We start from the raw sequence: 17658 nt of genomic DNA, 5'->3' as shown, positions 1-17658 counted from the left end.
GGTCTTTTCTTATATATCTAAAAAATTTTATCATTGGTTATCGGTTAGTCTTAATTACACTCGTTGTTATAGGCAACCTCTTATTGTTCAGTTATTTTATAGCATAAACTGTATATGCAACACCTCCTTTTTTACTTCTTCCTATACCCACTGAAATGGTATGATTTAACCATTTGTACTTTTCTGAACTAGTTTCAAAAATTGGAATTATTCTAAAATAGACACTTCCGTCATCATTGCTGTGATAAAATCCAGTATAAGTAACATAAATAATTGCCCCATCATCCGTTTCAAGCACTACGTTAACATCCAATTTTCTTGTCCCAGATTCAAATTCAACAAGCCAATCTGCACCAATAGGTAAAACTTTTCCTTTCAATTTTGGTCCTTCGAATACGCCACCAGTTACTGGATAAATGACTCTTTTTCCTAAAGGTGTCTTCCCCACATCAATAATCGAATCTAGCGTGAATTCAATTTCATATAGTAGCTCATATTTCAATTCTGCTTTTTGAGCCATAATGACTTGTATAAATAATAGTTGAAAGCAAATGAATGCTAAGAAGTTTAATTTTGATTTTTTCATATTCTTTAGTTAGGTTGTTATGACGGTTTTATATATTATTTCTTTGCATGATGAAGCCACTAATTTACTGATCAAAAACTTTCCAAAGAAATTTCTTTCGGGATTTAAGTGATAAGCACTTGTCACTGCAGTTAATTATTCATGGTGTTGTTCTTTCGTTATTTTTTAATCTCTTCATCTATAAGTACAAGAATATGGTTAAATTTTTCAATTAATGCTCGTTCCTCTATTAACCCGTTTTTTCCTAAATTTATGTATAAACGTTGCGTCATATGTCTAAATGTAGGGTTATAAAATCGACAGGTAGAAATGTCTTTGGAGTTTTGGAAGATACTTGTATCCATACAAGCCGTAACTATTTTTTCAATTAAATTATCCATCAAGCCAGTAATTCTTATTTGATCTTCCAAGGCATCTATAATAGTATCCTCTAAAGAGGATAAAGAATACAGTAATTCTTTATTAGAAATAGTATTGATTTTTCCGGATGAGATAAGTGATTTTAATATGCCCAAATTCGGATTAAAAGTATAAGTAAGTACCATACTCCTTACTAGTTTGCGATATAGACTATCAGGCATTACTTTGAAAGCTTCTTCGTCATTAAATAAACTTTGTAATTTACTGGCACTGTCAAATGATCTTTGATGGAATTCTACTACCTTGGCAAGCCCTTCAATATTGGATGCTAATTCGGTTCTAAGATCTTTAAGTGAGTTTTTCTCTTCATTTTTCAGTTTTCGGTCTTCATTCCAACCATTAATAGATACCGCAATTAGAATTCCAATAATTACAAGTACAATTTCACCAATAGCATATTTTAAATACCTGCCTACTGCAAAGGCAGGCTTGCCAGTTTTGCTTTTTTCCATAAGGTCTTTTCTTATATGTCTAAAAAATTTTATCATTGGTTATCGGTTAGTCTTAATTACACTCGTTGTTATAGGCATCCTCTTTTTGTTCAGTTATTTTATAGCATAAACTGTATATGCAACACCTCCTTTTTTACTTCTTCCTATACCCACTGAAATGGTATGATTTAACCAATTGTACTTTTCTGAACTAGTTTCAAAAATTGGAATTATTCTAAAATAGACACTTCCGTCATCATTGCTGTGATAAAATCCAGTATAAGTAACATAAATAATTGCCCCATCATCCGTTTCAAGAACTACGTTAACATCCAATTTTCTTGTCCCAGATTCAAATTCAACAAGCCAATCTGCACCAATAGGTAAAACTTTTCCTTTCAATTTTGGTCCTTCGAATACGCCACCAGTTACTGGATAAATAACTCTTTTTCCTAAAGGTGTCTTCCCCACATCAATAATCGAATCTAGCGTGAATTCAATTTCATATAGTAGCTCATATTTCAATTCGGCTTTTTGAGCCATAATGACTTGTATAAATAATAGTTGAAAGCAAATGAATGCTAAGAAGTTTAATTTTGATTTTTTCATATTCTTTAGTTAGGTTGTTATGACGGTTTTATATATTATTTCTTTGCATGATGAAGCCACTAATTTACTGATCAAAAACTTTCCAAAGAAATTTCTTTCGGGATTTAAGTGATAAGCACTTGCATATGTAATCAATAATTCATGGTGTTGTGCCTGCCTACTGGCAGGCAGGCTTTCGTTATTTTTTAATTTCTTGATTAATTAGGTTCATAATCTTTTCTAATTCTAGCTTTAAATTGCGCTCTTCTGTCAGACCACCTTTTCGCGTTACGATAAAATATAACCAAGTGTAAAGCCTAAATTCTTCATTATCATAAATTTGTTTGAAATTATACGAAATAATTTTACCATTCTTTTTTTCGTATCCACTCAGATAGAATTTGTGCACTAATGGTGGTCTTTGTTTTTGTATAGCATGAGTATCTTCAAAAGCATCAACTGTCAATTCCTTGAATGAGGCTAATAAATATTTGAGTTCTTTGTTAGAAAACAAACTTAAACGTCCTGAATTAATTAAGGAATTAAGAATTCCATTTTGAGGATCGTACGTAGAGTTTTTTTCCATCTTCCAAGTAAGTTCCGAAAATGTTTTTGTAGGCATTTTATTGAAAGCATCTCTGTCCTTAAAAAGGATCATCATTTCTTCTGCGGCCTCAAGTGATTCTTCATGTTGCGCAATGACAATTTTTAATGTTTTTAGATTTAAATCCATTTCTTGTTTTAAGTCCTTTAGCAGAGATTGTTCTTCAATAGCTAACTTTCTGTCTTCATTCCAACCATTAATAGATACAGCTATTAGAATTCCTATAATTACTAGTAGAATTTCGCCTATGGCGTATTTGAAGTACCTGCCTGTCCGGTAGGCAGGTTTGCCTGTTTTATTTTGCATTAATAAGTTTTGTCTGATTCGTCTGAAGAATTTAATCATAGTATCGTTTTTTTAAGTCTTTGCTTTGGCTGGCTCCTCAATATCAAAGGTCTAACAACCGTCGCATTGCTATGGTTGTCGAAGCAAAACCTTTGCTGACCGTTCGGCCCTTTAAAGAATTTTATCATTTGCTATAGGTTGGTTTTATTAAACCAAAAGGTTATCAGCAGGTTAAATGGATTCACTTTTATTTTGTTTTTTCTAATTCTTGTTCTATGGACGCTACTAGACCTTCAGCAAAGGATTTGACCCGTTTAAATATAATTATTACATATAATTTTCTGGATATCGCATACCGAATATGATTTCTGCTTTTAATGGAAGATAATTCTTGTATAAACGTAGCTTTCCTTTCCAACTCATTTTCTAAAAAGGGCATTGAAAGCGTATCATTAAGTATTGGTGCTTCAAAGTGTTCACCTAACCTCCAATAATCAGCTGCTTTTAAGGCATATTCGAAATCCCATGAAACTCCCATTGCTAAAAGATTGGAACCATATGTGTAATAAGTAGTAATTGAGTTCAATAATTCCTCCGAATCAAGAATTTTAGTAGCGCCAACATTCTTTAATTTTTCAAATGTAAGATTGATAACCTCATATCTAGTACTATTCGTTGGCAATAAATTATATATAGAATCGCTAGATAATGATTGGTAATCTTCGGAGATTAAAAGCATCCGACTAGAATTAATGTGTTGGTTGAACTTATTTATCTCTCGGTCAAGATTCGAAATATCAGTTTTTAGATCCTTTATCATATTCTTTAATAAACCAATGGTTTGATTTGTTTCTTTACGTTTTTCGTTCCAATTATTAATTTGTAGTGCTAGCAATATACCAATAATAACCAAGACAATTTCTCCCAAAGCGTACTTGAAATATTTTCCTGTTTTGCCTGCCTGTCCGGTAGGCAGATTTTTCTCTATAAGGTCTTTTCGTATATGTCTAAAAAATTTAATCATAATTTCTTTTTGTAATCTGTTTAATTCCGTAAGCGCCTGCAGGCAGGGCTATCTCGCCCAAATGTCCACTGGATATTTAATTTACTAAGTAAATTTTATCTTGATAATATCATTGTTTAGCGGGTTTTGAAAGCTCGATAATTCGGTCGATAGTGGCTTTGATCCGCTCTAATTCACTTATTTCAATTTCATCAACATTTAGTCGTCCTAATATATTATTCAAATTATCCTGTCTGCGGAAAAATATGGTCTCGAACTGTAAAGTAGAAAGAAAGTTGTTGTCAACACGTTCATCTTCATAGTCTTGATTCCACCCAAGAAATTGTGTTATTTCAGGAAATAAAACTTCATAGTTATCTTTCATCGCTAAATCTTCTTCTTCCTTATAATCAGCGAGTACATCTTCCCATGAAACGAGAAGCCTTCTTAATTCTGGATTGGATATAAGCTCGAAGGAAGAGGTGTTTACCAGAGAACGAATAACGCCTTGAGATGGGTTGAAGGAAATCCAACGTCCCCAATTATTCATCTTCTCTTTGAACGTATTCAAATTAATTTTTTTTGGGTCGATCGGGAATTGAGCAATGACGTATTGCGTGCTTGCCATGGCCAACTCATGTCTGGCTATTACAATCTCAAATTGAGCTTTATTGTCAACGAATTCATCGTGAAGCGCTTCTAGCAACAATTGTTCCTTTTGTGCAGCAATACGTTGCTGATTCCAATTGCTTACTTGCAAAGCTAGTAGAATACCAATCATGACAAGAATAATCTCACCAATGGCATATTTTAGGTATTTGCCTGTCCGGTAGGCAGGTTTGCCTGTTTTACCTGCCTTGCCGGCAGGCAGGTTTTTTTCCATAAGGTCGTATCTAATTTTGCGAAAAAACTTTATCATTGTTGCGCTTTCGTTATTTTTTTAATTCTTGGTCAAGTGATTGAATAATTTCCACATTACTTTTTCTTATACCCTCTAGTTCCTTTTTATAGGAATACGTATTAAATGCCATACGTAATGTGTAATCTTCAAAAAAAGCATCTTTAAATAAGCCAACAAAATCAGATGGATGTTTACTTCCTTTTTCAAAATGGACTTCTTTCAATTGAATGTACTTATCTAATAATAAATAGGAATCGCTTGCATATTTATTTTGCCTTTCGGATTCTTCAAATGAATCTTTAACCAAATCTTCCCAACTAAACAATAATTCTATGAGTCGTTGACTATCAATTAAATGAATATCTCCTGACGATACTGCAGAGCGCAACGCTCCGTTGGTTGGATTATAACTATATTCGTATTTCATATCCAAAATTGTTTCTATAAAAACTTTATCATCTGATATATAGTTAATAGAATCGATAAGGTTCATGGTTTTGTTTAAAGCATTCAATGTGTTTGTCTGGTAATAATAAACTTTGTCTAATTGTGTTAAGTTAGCTTCAAACTCAGCCTTTAACGCCAATAACACCTTTTGTTTTTGTTTGGTGTTTATGCTGTCGTTTCTCCATTCATTTAATTGAATGGCTATTAAAATACCAATAACCACAAGAATAATTTCACCAATGGCGTATTTAAAATACCTGCCTGCGGCAAAGGCAGGCTTTCCTGTTTTGTTTGGCATCAGCAAGTTTTGTCTAATTTTTCGAAAGAATTTTATCATTAGTCTGTAGGTTGCGTTAATCGAATAATCTCATTGATATGATTTTCAATGGGTTCTTCTTTAATGGCTGTAATAACTCCTTGAAGTTTATTTCTTCTCATCATTTGATGATTATGAAATTTGATAGATGACAAGACTTTATTATTCATCTCTATGTTTTTTCCTTTCCAATCTGCATTATTAATCATGAAGGGCTGGTATTGTTCTGTTAGAAACTTAATGTAAAAGTTTTCATCTTCGGTAAAATCAATTAAAACATCTTTCCAAGACACCAGGAATTTTTGCAGCTCTTCATCTTGAATCAATTCAAGTAAATTAGAGTTGATCACTGCATCTACAGTGCTTGAATATGCATTGTAAGTTATAACTTTTATGCGTTGATCATATTCGACATACCTCTCTATTGTTAACCTACCTTCTGCTGGTATTGAAGTTATACTGTCTAAAGCAGCTAAACTTTTGTAGTTAATAACTTTAACTGAGTCGAAATTTACCTTATTCTGTATAAAGTCTCTATGGATATTATTCAAGATTTTGCGCTCGCTAATTCGGTCTTTACGATCTTGATTCCAATCGCTCACTTGCAGGGCTAGAAGGATACCAATCATTACTAACACAATTTCTCCAATAGCGTATTTCAAATACTTTCCAGTTTTATTTTTCTCCATAAGGTCTTTTCGTATATGTCTAAAAAATTTAATCATAATTTCTTTTTGTGATCTGTTGAAGTCCGCAAGCGGCTATCTCGCCCAAATGTCCACTGGACATTTGATTTACTCTGTAAATTTTGACTCGATAATATCATTAATCTTTTGGTTTTGTTAATCGAATAATTTCATTGATATGATTTTCTATGGGTTCTTCCTCTATGGCTCTTATAATACCTTTTATTCTATTTCTTCGGGACACTACCATATTTTGAGTTTTTCTTGAAGACAATAAATCTTTAATCAATTCTTGGTCTGTATCCACAAGATCAGCGTTTTCTAACCAATAAGGCTCTAGTTGTTCATTATTAAATTTAAAAAAAGCAATTTCTTCTTCTTGGTAGTCCAATAAAACATCTTCCCAAGAGACTAGGTACTTTCGTAATTCTTCATCCTGGATTAATTCAAGCGAATTAGAATAGATTACCGACTTTATAGAGCTAGAATATGGGTTATAGCTAATTGCTTGTACTGGTTGGTAGGATAGGAAAGCCGCTATTTTCGCAGAGTCTCTCTCTATAGGAAACAAAGCAATTCTGCTGTTCAAAGTGGCAAGGTTTCGATAGTTTATGGCTTTAACAGTATCAAACTGAATTTTATTTTGAACAAAATCTCTATGGATATTGTCTAAAAGTTTACGCTCACTAATACTGTTTTTTCTTGTGTCATTCCAATCATTAATTGAAAGCGCAATTAAAATTCCAATTACCACAAGAAATATTTCTCCTATTGCATATTTAAAATACTTGCCTGTCCGGTAGGCTGGCTTTCCTGTTTTACCTGCCTGTTCGGCAGGCAGGTTTTCCATAAGGTCTTTTCTTATATGTCTAAAAAATTTAATCATAATTTCTTTTTGTGATCTGTTGAAGTCCGCAAGCGCCTGCATGCCGGCAGGCAGGGCTATCTTGCCCAAATGACCACTGGACATTTGATTTACCATGTAAATTTTGACTCGATAATATCATTGGTTGGGTTATTTGGACGTTATTTTAGTCCACTCAGTAATACCAAAAGTACCAAAATACATTTTTATGGAATTTCTCTCTGGAATAAACCTCACCCTACTATAACCATATACTTTTGAGAATATAGGCTTTTCAACATGTAACTGTAAGAATGGTCCCGTTTCATAGTTTGTTGTCTTCATGTAAAGGTCTTTATCTTTTAAATACACTTCAATTGTCTCGCTGTTTAAAATATTTCTATGCCCATCGCTAAATTGATATATCCCAACAAAATCTTCCGCATCTTTCGTATTGGCTACACTTGTTAACCTAATGACTTTTGGTAGTGGTCTGGCATTCTCTCCCAAAAGCTCAGTAATTTTTATGTAAATCTCAGTAATTTCGTTTTTGTAGTGGCTAAATTCCCAAACCATGGCATCTACTGAGCCAAGCATGGCATACATTTGATTTTTAAATTTGGGATTGTTAAGAATAAATTCAATCTTCGCATCACTTCGCTTGGCGTTAAATCCATCAACAGCCAACCAAGGTTGATTGTCGTTTAAATAATACTTGTATTGTCTGGCAATATCTTCAGAATTGCTGTTATAAGTTTCAAATGTATTTCGGTTAAATGTGTAAATTTCGTCTAATGTTTTTATAAGTTCATCATACTTTTTAGGTACAATGTCTATATTTTCTTTTAAAAGGTTATAACCATTAGTCTGAATGTGATATTCCATCCACCACGTGGTCACAAAATCTAGCCCATATGAGCCGCCAGGGATAGCTTTTATATCTTCAGGGCTAAGAGTATCACGCATCACCCTGGTGTAAATAGAATCTTTTCTCATAAAATTTTCTAGCAACCAATCTGCATTGTCTATATCCTGTAGAATATCATTTTGTATTTTAACCAATATAGAATCTATCTTTTTCTGTTGCGCTTTTTCTTGATTTAAGGTGTTAATCCAAAGTGCAATTAGGATCCCAATAACAACTAGGATAATTTCGCCAATAGCATATTTAAAATACCTGCCTGCGGCAAAGGCAGGCTTTCCAGTTTTATTTTTTTCCATAAGGTCTTTTCTTATATGTCTAAAAAATTTAATCATTGGTTATATGTCTTTTTAAATTTCCGCAATCGCCTGTCTGACGGTAGGCAGGGCTATCTCCACCAAAGGTCTTCCAGACCATTGATTTTGCCTTGCAAAATTCTGTTGCGATACTCTAAAGAATTTTATCATTGTTGTACTTTCGTTATTTTTTTAATTCTTGCTCAATTAATTTGATAATTTCTAAATTATTTGTTCTAATACCCTTTAGTTCTTCCCTATAATTATATGATTTGAAGATAATAACTTGTGTAAAGTTTTCAAATTGCGGATCCTTAAATAATCCAACGAAGTCAGATGGATGATGGCTTCCATTCCTTCTCATTATATTTTTATATATTTCTGTCACTTGCGTATACTTTTGTATTAATGGTTGATAGGTTTCCATAGAATATTTTCGAAGCATTTCAATTTCTTCATACGAATCTACAACCAAGTCCTCCCAACTAAATAATAATTCTATTAGGCGCTTATTTTTAATTAAGTGAATATCTCCTGACGATATTGCAGAACGCAATGCCCCGTTAATAGGGTTGAAACTATGTCCATGTCCACCATGCGCAAGGTTTTCTTTAAGCACTGTATTGTCTGTGACATAATTTATCGAATCAATAAGATCTCTTGATTTCCTAAATTTCCATAAGCTTTGTTCTTGGTTGTAGTATACCGTGTCTAATCTTGTAAGGCTAACTTCAAAATCGGTTTTTAAGGTTTCTAATACTTGCTGCTTTTGTTTAGCGTTTACGCTATCGTTTCTCCATTCATTTAATTGAATGGCTATTAAAATACCAATAACAACGAGGATAATTTCTCCTATAGCATATTTAAAATACCTGCCTGCGGCAAAGGCAGGCTTTCCAGTTTTATTTTTTTCCATTAGGTCTTTTCTTATATGTCTAAAAAATTTAATCATTGGTTATATGTCTTTTTAAATTTCCGCAATCGCTTGCCTGACGGTAGGCAGGGCTATCTCCACCAAAGGTCTGCTAGACCATTGATTTTGCGTTGCAAAATTGTGTTGCGCTAATCTAAAGAATTTTATCATTGTTGTGCTTTCGTTATTTTTTTAATTCTTGCTCAATTAATTTGATAATTTCTAAATTATTTGTTCTAATACCCTTTAGTTCTTCCCTATAATTATATGACTTGAAGATAATAACTTGTGTAAAGTTTTCAAATTGCGGATCCTTAAATAATCCAACGAAGTCAGATGGATGATGGCTTCCATTCCTTCTCATTATATTTTTATATATTTCTGTCACTTGCGTATACTTTTGTATTATTGGTTGATAGGTTTCCATAGAATATTTTCGAAGCATTTCAATTTCTTCATACGAATCTACAACCAAGTCCTCCCAACTAAATAATAATTCTATTAGGCGCTTATTTTTAATTAAGTGAATATCTCCTGACGATATTGCAGAACGCAATGCCCCGTTAATAGGGTTGAAACTATGTCCATGTCCACCATGCGCAAGGTTTTCTTTAAGCACTGTATTGTCTGTGACATAATTTATCGAATCGATAAGATCTCTTGATTTCCTAAATTTCCATAAGCTTTGTTCTTGGTTGTAGTATACCGTGTCTAATCTTGTAAGGCTAACTTCAAAATCGGTCTTTAAGGTTAATAATACTTGCTGCTTTTGTTTAGCGTTTACGCTATCGTTTCTCCATTCATTTAATTGAATGGCTATTAAAATACCAATAACAACGAGGATAATTTCGCCAATGGCATATTTTAGGTATTTGCCTGTCCGGTAGGCAGGTTTGCCTGTTTTGCCTGTTTTGCCTGCCTGTCCGGTAGGCAGGTTTTTTTCCATTAGGTCCTTTCTTATATGTCTAAAAAATTTAATCATTGGTTATATGTCTTTTTAAATTTCCGCAAGTGGCTATCTCGTCCAAATGTCTACCAGACCTTTGATTTTGCTTTGCAAAAGATTGTGTTTCGCTACTCTAAAGAATTTTATCATTGTTGTGCTTTCATTATTTTTTATTTATTTCATTAAGAATCAATTGTTTTATGTTTCTAATGTCTTGTAACATTTCTTTAAAATGATTCCGAATATTTTTATCTGAATAATTTTTAAGACTAATAGCACCTTCAAGCGTTAAAATTATTTCAGGGATATTCTTTTCAATATCCAAATCTTTAACTGACGGATTCGAATATTGTATTCTGCGAAAACCTAATTGATCAGCCTTTTCATATCCATTTAAATAATTGTCATAAACAATTTTTGCCCTACTACTAATTAAGTCCTGTTCTCGCTTAAGCTCTATTAACGCGTTGCGTATTTTTTCTGGCAACAACTTTATATCTCCGGTAGATTCTAACGTGCCAACGGTATTCGCATTAAAGGATAAAAGCTGAAAAGTAACTTTAACTTTAAGTAGTTCATCTAAAATTTGGGTTGTTTCTAAATTTGGCCTCATCATTATTCCAAAATAATTCTCTATCGAAGTGATGCTGCTATCTAAAAACAAAACTCTTTCCTCAATATTTTTTGTTTCTTTATCAAGGTCAAATAGAATTTGGGCGTAATAACTTTGTGTTATTATATCAGTTTTTCGATTTTCATTCCAATTATTTATCTGAAGTGCTATTAAAATCCCAATAACAACTAGTACAATTTCACCAAAGGCATATTTTAGGTACCTGCCTGTCTGGTAGGCAGGTTTACCTGTTTTGTTTTCACTCATAAGTTTATATCGTATTTGACGGAAGAATTTAATCATAATTCAGTTATTGCTCACGCTCAATTAAAGTAATTAGTTGTTGGGATTCTCTGATAATGCCTTTTAACTTACCGGATATTAATCTGCTATGCCCTTTGGTTCTCAAAACATATTGCCTTAAATGAATATATTCTGGTGCCCTTTGGTTAAATAACCACGGATGATTTGTAATGGCTACCTTCGGTTGAAGCCTATACACTTGCGCAAAATCAATCCAACCATCATAACATTGTTGTCGTAAATAAATACACTCATCGCTGTATTTGAGATTGTAATACGATTCTCTTTCACAAAGTTTATAATAGCTATTAATGGCTGTAACAAGACTGTCAGAGCCTATGGCATATAAACTAGCGGTATTCTTTAATTCCTCAAAAACGGCCGTATTTAAATTAAAATCATTGACCCAAAAAATACCGCGACTCATCATAAAGTCTAAATCGGAAACTTCTATTCCTCTTTGCATAATTTTAGTCAAACTATCCGAAAACAGGAACCTGCCTTTAAAACCACTGCCAGGTGATAGCGAGTCTAAACCTGCAGCTCTCTCAATATTTAACGTTAACTCTTTGGTAAGTTTTATGAGTAGCTCTCGATTTCTTTCAGATTTTAATCGTTCATTATTCCAATTATTAACTTGTAATGCTATCAAAATTCCGATGACCACCAGAATAATTTCGCCAAAGGCATATTTTAGGTACCTGCCTGTCCGGTAGGCAGGTTTACCTGTTCTATTTTTTTCCATAAGGTCTTTTCTTATATGTCTAAAAAATTTAATCATAATTTCTTATTGTGATCTGTTTAAGTCCGCAAGCGCCTGCCTGCAGGCAAACAGGTAGGCAGGGCTATCTTGCCCAAATGACCACTGGACATTTGATTTACTTTGAAAATTTTGACTCGATAATATCATTGGTTCTTGGTTTGTTCCGATAGTTTATGAGGATAAAGTCAAGGTTTTTGTACTTTGGTTATTAATTGTTTTTTTCAACTTCATTATCAATGAGGTTAATTAATTGCTCATTTTTTTCATTTAAACTTTTAAACCTTTGAGCTTCCCATTGTCTCTGACCAAGTGTGTATGTAAGCCAGGAATAGTAATAATTGTTTTTAACGAGTTGATTATAATCGACTGGCTTTATTTTTCCCCAAAAACGCCCACTTTTAAAGAGTTCAAATTGCCTTTCTTTAGCTAAATTAAAAGTCTCAAGACTACTTTTTTGTAGGTCAAATTGATAGCCAACCCATCTATCATAATACTCACCAAGCATTATTCTTAAACTATCATTTTCGATAAGGTCAGGTCCTTTTATTTTCAATGTTTCATAAGGGCTTGAGGTGTGACCGAACCTTGTTGTGTTTAGAGCGTTTGCAAAATGAAAATCTAATGAATCCTTGTAAGGTAATTTGTTAGAAATATGATTGATTAAAATAGAACAAGATTTTGCTGAAGATGAGTGTTCACTAATATTTGAAATGATATCCTCTTTATCACTAATTAATGCAGACCTCATTTCTTTTAACAGTTTAATTTCCTCGTTTTTTAATTTACTTTTCTCGTTCCAATTATTTATTTGCAATGCAATCAAAATACCAATCACTACAAGTATAATTTCGCCAAAGGCATATTTTAAATACTTGCCTACTGGCTTCCCAGTTTTAACCTTAGAAAGTAAATCTTGTCTAATTTTTCTAAAGAATTTTATCATGGGTAAGTGGTTGGTGTTAATGAAGCATAAGATGTTTGTGTCATGGCTATTTGCGGTATTATAAGGCACTTCACTTTCCGTTTAGCAGTTAGCTTATTTGGTGTAAATATCATCGCATCAGCACTTTACCCTGCATTAATTCTAGCCATTGTGTATACTGCCTTTTATTCATTTTTTCTATCTAAATAACATCCGTAACTGTAATAAGCCTTGATTTTTTGGTACAAATCCATTTCAGCTTGATTACCTTCAACTACTTTTCTTGCAAGTTCTGAATTGTTGTTGCGTTTCAGAAAGTTCTCAAACCTTGCTTGCATTGGCTTGTAATAGGTCTCAATCCAACTGTCTTGACCTAGATGAAAATATCCTTCAAGCGAATATCCATTATTTTCTAATTGTTTGATTTTATTAGAAGCAATGTAGACTTCTGGGTATTCCGTTTTCCAAAATTCTTCAATCTCTTTTGGTCGCGTTTGAGTTATCCAAGTGATTTCACTTACAGCCAAATAGCCACCGACTTTTAAATAGTCCTTCCATTTTTTAAGTCCGTTTTCAAATCCAATGTTATAAAGCGCTCCTTCCGACCAAATAAGGTCAAATTCGCCTTCGTTAAAAGGTAAGTTATCCATTGATTTTTGTAACGTTACGATTTTGTCTGTCAATCCTAAATTTTGAGATTTTGCATTGAGTTCATTTAAAAACTTTGGAAACAAGTCAACTGCGGTTATTTGTCCGTTAATGTTTTTGGCAAGTGAAAATGTCTGTCCACCTGAACCACAGCCAATATCCGCCACTTTCAAGTTTTGGTCAGTCGGTAAATTCGATAAATCAAGAGCTTTTAGGGTGTCATTTTCGCTTCCTGAACCTTGTCTGTCCGAATTTTTATGTAAGTCAGTTATAAATTCTAATTCTGTCATTTGTTCGTTTTTTCAGATTGTACACAACAGGTTTGAATATGGCAAATGGCGGGTTTGAAACCATACTTTTCATAGCTTGTTATTTTTGATTTAAAAGTACTAAATTTTTTATAACATTATTAAACTAATCCTCGTACCTCGGAAGCCTTTCACTCTTGTTTTAAAAAACGTTAAATTTAGCTTTTAATTAAAAATTTATTATGATGTCTCAAAAAAAAGTAAAACGTAAAATACTGAAATACAAACAATAAAGAAATGGCAATGTGCCCATGAAGGATACTAATGTCTAAACTCAAAAAATGACCCCTAAAATGCCCTCTAAAAGGACTAAAAATTAAAAAAAAGCATCATCAATAGCTCGTATGTAATAGAAATATTGAAAACGCGCTCCTTTCTCCAGTCATACTCCTTTTAAAACGCAAACCCAAACCGTCGTTTTACCTCTTATCCTTAGCAATGGATCAGTCAACAAGGCATATAGCGTTGGCCTATCGGCACGCCATATGCTTAGTTATTGGCAATAGTTTTTTATTTTATTTTAAAATGCATTTTCATGCCCTCGTGAGTGGCTTTGAATCCGAAAGACTCATAAAACCTAATGGCATCGGGACGTTTTTTGTCGGTAGTCAACTGTAATACATGGGCGTTACGTTTCTTCGCTTTCTGGATGGTCCAATGGAATATGGTTTTCCCAATACCAAGCCCTCGATGATTTTTATGCACTCGTACTCCTTCAATTTGTGCCCTTATGCCTCCTTGATAGGTTAAATAAGGGATAAACGTCAATTGAAAAACAGCGATGAGCCGTCCAGTTTCGTTTTCAACCACAATCAGGTCTTGGTTTTGGTCAGCATCGATTCGCTCAAAAGCATCATAATAGGTTTTGGGCAATGGGATGGTAAAGTTTTCTCGTTTACTACCTAGGGGATCATCCGCGATCATTTCTACAATGCTCAATATATCGTTGATTGTTGCTTTTCTTAATTTCATTTGAATCTATTTAACGAGTTGTTGTTTTTTAATTTTTATAGCTGATTTATTTATAAAACATTATTACCCTTTTTTTTCTATTGCAATCCTCAAAAAAAGAAGGGCCAACACTCCAGAGATAATTGCAAACGCTCTTTCAAACGTAGTTTTGGATAATCCGTTCCCAATTGTATTTAATAAAAAAAGGACAAATACCATCCACATTACAATTCTTGTGACACCCAATAGTTTTGGTAGATTTATCCATTTTGATCTTATTAACAGCAGAAAAATAAAAATGACAGTGGTAAGCAATGAAACTATTTCGAAATTTACTAATTGTGTGACTGTCTTCATTTGTCCTCCCCACAAAAATTCAATAGGCACATAATCAAACAATACTATGCCCATTAAAATAGCTATATGAAATAGAGCAAGAATTCCTAGAATAAATAAGCTCGCAAGTGTAGCAACATTAAAATCTATTATTTTTCTCATACTCGAGAGCTCTGTGTTTTTAACTTTTGCTAGCAACTATTAATTATCCTTATTTTTAAAAATCTCCGCAGAACTTACCCAGTGCACTTCACCTTTTGTAACACCTTTCCATCCACTATTCGGAGCAGAACTATATCTTTTTGAAAAAAAAAGATACTTGTTGTCTGGTGACATATAAGGACAATAATAAACCCAGTCTTTCTCTATATCTTCACCAAGTTCAAAAGAAGTAGGTTTTTGCCACTTGCCATTTTTTTTAAATGAGACTGCAAATCCTTTTTCATCAGTATAGGTGTTAGCAGTGATAAGGAAACTTTCATCTGGTGAAACATAAGTACTTCTTTCTCCCTTCTCAGAATTTACTTCAGGACCAATATTTATAGGAGTGTCAAATTTTCCATTACCTAAATATTGCGCCCGATAAATATCTCTTTTCCCTAAACTTCCCGGTCTATCTGATGTAAAATACAAACTACCGTCTGCAACTACTACAGGGTATGATTCTGCATATTCCTCAGTTGATATTGGGTATCCAACCTTAGTGGCTAATTGCCATTTACCATCTATTTTCTGACTTTTATATATGTCTGGTTTAGCGTTTTTTAAACGGTCTTCTGGACTTATACCAAGAAAATACATTGTATTACCATCTTGGCTAACGGAAGGATCAATTGCAACGGACTCTTTCTTTTGGTCTCTAAACATTTGTATAGGTTTTGGTAAACTCCAATTGCCATTAATAAATTCAGAATGATGGATAACAAATTTTTTGTCAATGATTCTTGTAAAAAATAGTTCGGTAAAAGATGTGTTAAACACTGTATTGATTTCAATGCTATCGGTATTAATTATAGTTGGCGCAAATAATTTAGGAGTTACGTCAGGAGTTGCCTGATTGTAATATTTTCTTGTATTATTAACATTACAACTGAAAAATATAATCGGGATGAAGAGAATTATTAGTATTTTTTGCATGACTTTTATGTATGAAATTTGTTTATAATAAATGATGGAGGAAGATGCCTAAATTTTGTTGTTTCGATATACTTGGACTGTAGAAATCGAGATTGAACCCAAAACCTAGACTTGTTCTCTTTATTGTTAATCCTGTTCTGAGGTATACCAGACTTCGTTCGTGCAAACCATTTTCTAAATTAAAATTGTAAATACCTTGGAATCTTGTGTACAGTCTTAACTTTTTTGAAAGTTTAGGTTTGTATTCTAAAATGCTTACACTTTGAAAAGCGGTGTTTGGTAAAAATGCAATACTTGGGCTCAATACAAATAACCACTTAGGATTTGCAAATAAGTATTGAAGACCAAAATAAGGAACAATACCTTTTAAAAAATGGTATTGTAATCCGCTAGTAACAAATAATTTAGTTTTAAGTCTATATGTTATCGCGTTCGAGAAAACTAATTCATTATAACCATTTTCATCGTGATAAGGGGTTGATATGGTCATAACTCCAAAATAACTAAATCGACTATCTTCCCTAAAACGAACATTGAGTATCGAGAGATAATTTACTTTTTTATTGCCGAACATAGTTTCAATTGGGATAGGTGAAGCATTCCTTTTATTTTCTTGTGAAAATAATATATTAGTAAAAGAAAATAACAGGATACTATTGAGTAAAATGCTTTTCATATTCTTAAAACATTTATTTTAAATCTTTACTTATAGAATTACAGAAATGTAACTCGTTTAAATAAAACATTTCGAGTAGCTCGATTAGTCATTGTTAATCCCAACGGTTTTTTATAAGATTAGTACGTGGTTAAACAACTAATTTAGCATATACAAACCGTCTAGAAAATACGTGAGAATTTTTGTAAATAGACTTGTACCAGGTAATTAATTTTATACATTGTTGGTAACTAGCTTTTTATTTTCAGCTAGTCCCATATTTGCGGTCGTTCAATTCCAATTGTTCTCAAATAACTCAACATTTGTCCTGTGTGAACAGATTCGTGATATACGATTCGGTTTAGATAATCTCCAAGTTTTTTACTTTGTCCGACTTCTTTTCTCTCGATTCTCACATTCTCCAAGTCAGATTCTTTCAGTCCGTTTATCATCCTCAAAAATTCTGTTCGATATGTTTCGGAAAAAGCTAATTCGTTTTTTAAGTCCGAATATTTTAGTTTTTCCCAAGGCGATTTGTAATCTCCTAAATTCCCACGATTTTCTATAATTTTATGGAAAAGATATTCGCCTTCTAAAACGTGTCTTATCATTTCGATAATCGTGAATGCATTTTCGTCAGGTTTCCAATTCAGGTATTCATTAGGAATTCCACTCCATAATTTTATACTCCGTCTTCTAATTTCGGAAAAGTTTAATAAAATAATTTCATTTGAATTCATTGTTTGTTATTGTTTAGGTCTGAGTTCCTCAATAATCTGTGAGCTTACCCAATATTGTTTTACAACCTGGTATGAACTACCATCAACTTTCACT

21 protein-coding genes are annotated in these 17658 nt (G+C 32.9%); all 21 read right to left on the bottom strand.

Annotated features, from left to right (window positions below; genetic code table 11):
* Positions 1 to 91: 91 nt before the first annotated feature.
* Positions 92 to 586, bottom strand: coding sequence for a DUF3237 domain-containing protein (locus K8354_RS04485; protein ID WP_223445712.1), 495 nt, complete (start codon positions 584 to 586; stop codon positions 92 to 94).
* A 158-nt stretch (positions 587 to 744) separates the two neighbouring features.
* Positions 745 to 1458, bottom strand: a complete 714-nt coding sequence (locus K8354_RS04480) for a DUF6090 family protein (RefSeq protein WP_223445709.1) — start codon at positions 1456 to 1458, stop codon at positions 745 to 747.
* 93 nt (positions 1459 to 1551) lie between these two features.
* A complete protein-coding gene (locus tag K8354_RS04475) occupies positions 1552 to 2046 on the bottom strand; it encodes a DUF3237 domain-containing protein (protein ID WP_223445707.1) in 495 nt (164 codons plus the stop codon).
* 178 nt (positions 2047 to 2224) lie between these two features.
* Positions 2225 to 2974, bottom strand: a complete 750-nt coding sequence (locus K8354_RS04470; protein WP_223445705.1) for a DUF6090 family protein — start codon at positions 2972 to 2974, stop codon at positions 2225 to 2227.
* Positions 2975 to 3161: 187 nt separating this feature from the next.
* The gene (locus tag K8354_RS04465; protein WP_223445703.1) at positions 3162 to 3938 is read right to left on the bottom strand and encodes a DUF6090 family protein; all 777 of its coding nucleotides are present in this window, start codon (positions 3936 to 3938) and stop codon (positions 3162 to 3164) included.
* Positions 3939 to 4047: 109 nt separating this feature from the next.
* Positions 4048 to 4800 carry a hypothetical protein gene (locus K8354_RS04460; RefSeq protein WP_223445701.1) on the bottom strand — a complete coding sequence of 251 codons (753 nt, stop codon included), beginning with the start codon at positions 4798 to 4800 and terminating at the stop codon, positions 4048 to 4050.
* Between the two features lie 49 nt (positions 4801 to 4849).
* Positions 4850 to 5563, bottom strand: coding sequence for a DUF6090 family protein (locus K8354_RS04455; protein WP_223445699.1), 714 nt, complete (start codon positions 5561 to 5563; stop codon positions 4850 to 4852).
* Between the two features lie 38 nt (positions 5564 to 5601).
* Complete coding sequence (locus K8354_RS04450) at positions 5602 to 6270, bottom strand: hypothetical protein (RefSeq protein ID WP_223445697.1); 669 nt, start codon at positions 6268 to 6270, stop codon at positions 5602 to 5604.
* Positions 6271 to 6406: 136 nt separating this feature from the next.
* Positions 6407 to 7153: a DUF6090 family protein gene (locus K8354_RS04445; protein ID WP_223445695.1), complete on the bottom strand. Its 747-nt coding sequence runs from the start codon at positions 7151 to 7153 to the stop codon at positions 6407 to 6409.
* Between the two features lie 129 nt (positions 7154 to 7282).
* Positions 7283 to 8332 carry a hypothetical protein gene (locus K8354_RS04440; protein ID WP_223445693.1) on the bottom strand — a complete coding sequence of 350 codons (1050 nt, stop codon included), beginning with the start codon at positions 8330 to 8332 and terminating at the stop codon, positions 7283 to 7285.
* A 181-nt stretch (positions 8333 to 8513) separates the two neighbouring features.
* Positions 8514 to 9245 carry a DUF6090 family protein gene (locus K8354_RS04435; protein WP_223445691.1) on the bottom strand — a complete coding sequence of 244 codons (732 nt, stop codon included), beginning with the start codon at positions 9243 to 9245 and terminating at the stop codon, positions 8514 to 8516.
* 181 nt (positions 9246 to 9426) lie between these two features.
* Positions 9427 to 10188, bottom strand: a complete 762-nt coding sequence (locus tag K8354_RS04430) for a DUF6090 family protein (RefSeq protein WP_223445689.1) — start codon at positions 10186 to 10188, stop codon at positions 9427 to 9429.
* 163 nt (positions 10189 to 10351) lie between these two features.
* The gene (locus K8354_RS04425) at positions 10352 to 11068 is read right to left on the bottom strand and encodes a DUF6090 family protein (protein WP_367890420.1); all 717 of its coding nucleotides are present in this window, start codon (positions 11066 to 11068) and stop codon (positions 10352 to 10354) included.
* Positions 11069 to 11111: 43 nt separating this feature from the next.
* On the bottom strand, positions 11112 to 11849 hold the full coding sequence (locus tag K8354_RS04420) for a hypothetical protein (protein ID WP_223445686.1): 738 nt from the start codon (positions 11847 to 11849) through the stop codon (positions 11112 to 11114).
* 226 nt (positions 11850 to 12075) lie between these two features.
* On the bottom strand, positions 12076 to 12810 hold the full coding sequence (locus K8354_RS04415) for a DUF6090 family protein (RefSeq protein WP_223445685.1): 735 nt from the start codon (positions 12808 to 12810) through the stop codon (positions 12076 to 12078).
* A gap of 164 nt (positions 12811 to 12974) precedes the next feature.
* A complete protein-coding gene (locus tag K8354_RS04410) occupies positions 12975 to 13727 on the bottom strand; it encodes a class I SAM-dependent methyltransferase (protein ID WP_223445684.1) in 753 nt (250 codons plus the stop codon).
* Between the two features lie 528 nt (positions 13728 to 14255).
* Entirely contained in the window at positions 14256 to 14717 is a 462-nt protein-coding gene (locus tag K8354_RS04405) for a GNAT family N-acetyltransferase (RefSeq protein WP_223445683.1), read from the bottom strand.
* 63 nt (positions 14718 to 14780) lie between these two features.
* Complete coding sequence (locus tag K8354_RS04400) at positions 14781 to 15194, bottom strand: hypothetical protein (RefSeq protein WP_223445682.1); 414 nt, start codon at positions 15192 to 15194, stop codon at positions 14781 to 14783.
* A 39-nt stretch (positions 15195 to 15233) separates the two neighbouring features.
* Positions 15234 to 16169 (bottom strand): TolB-like translocation protein, encoded by a 936-nt coding sequence (locus tag K8354_RS04395; protein WP_223445681.1) that lies wholly within the window; start codon positions 16167 to 16169, stop codon positions 15234 to 15236.
* Positions 16170 to 16191: 22 nt separating this feature from the next.
* Positions 16192 to 16743 carry a hypothetical protein gene (locus tag K8354_RS04390; protein ID WP_223445680.1) on the bottom strand — a complete coding sequence of 184 codons (552 nt, stop codon included), beginning with the start codon at positions 16741 to 16743 and terminating at the stop codon, positions 16192 to 16194.
* A gap of 350 nt (positions 16744 to 17093) precedes the next feature.
* A complete protein-coding gene (locus tag K8354_RS04385) occupies positions 17094 to 17564 on the bottom strand; it encodes a DinB family protein (protein ID WP_223445679.1) in 471 nt (156 codons plus the stop codon).
* Between the last annotated feature and the right edge of the window lie 94 nt (positions 17565 to 17658).

This window comes from Polaribacter litorisediminis, from assembly GCF_019968605.1.
Lineage (GTDB): Bacteria > Bacteroidota > Bacteroidia > Flavobacteriales > Flavobacteriaceae > Polaribacter > Polaribacter litorisediminis.
Note: the sequence above shows the minus strand (reverse complement) of the source record. Positions and strands in the feature narration are given on the sequence as shown.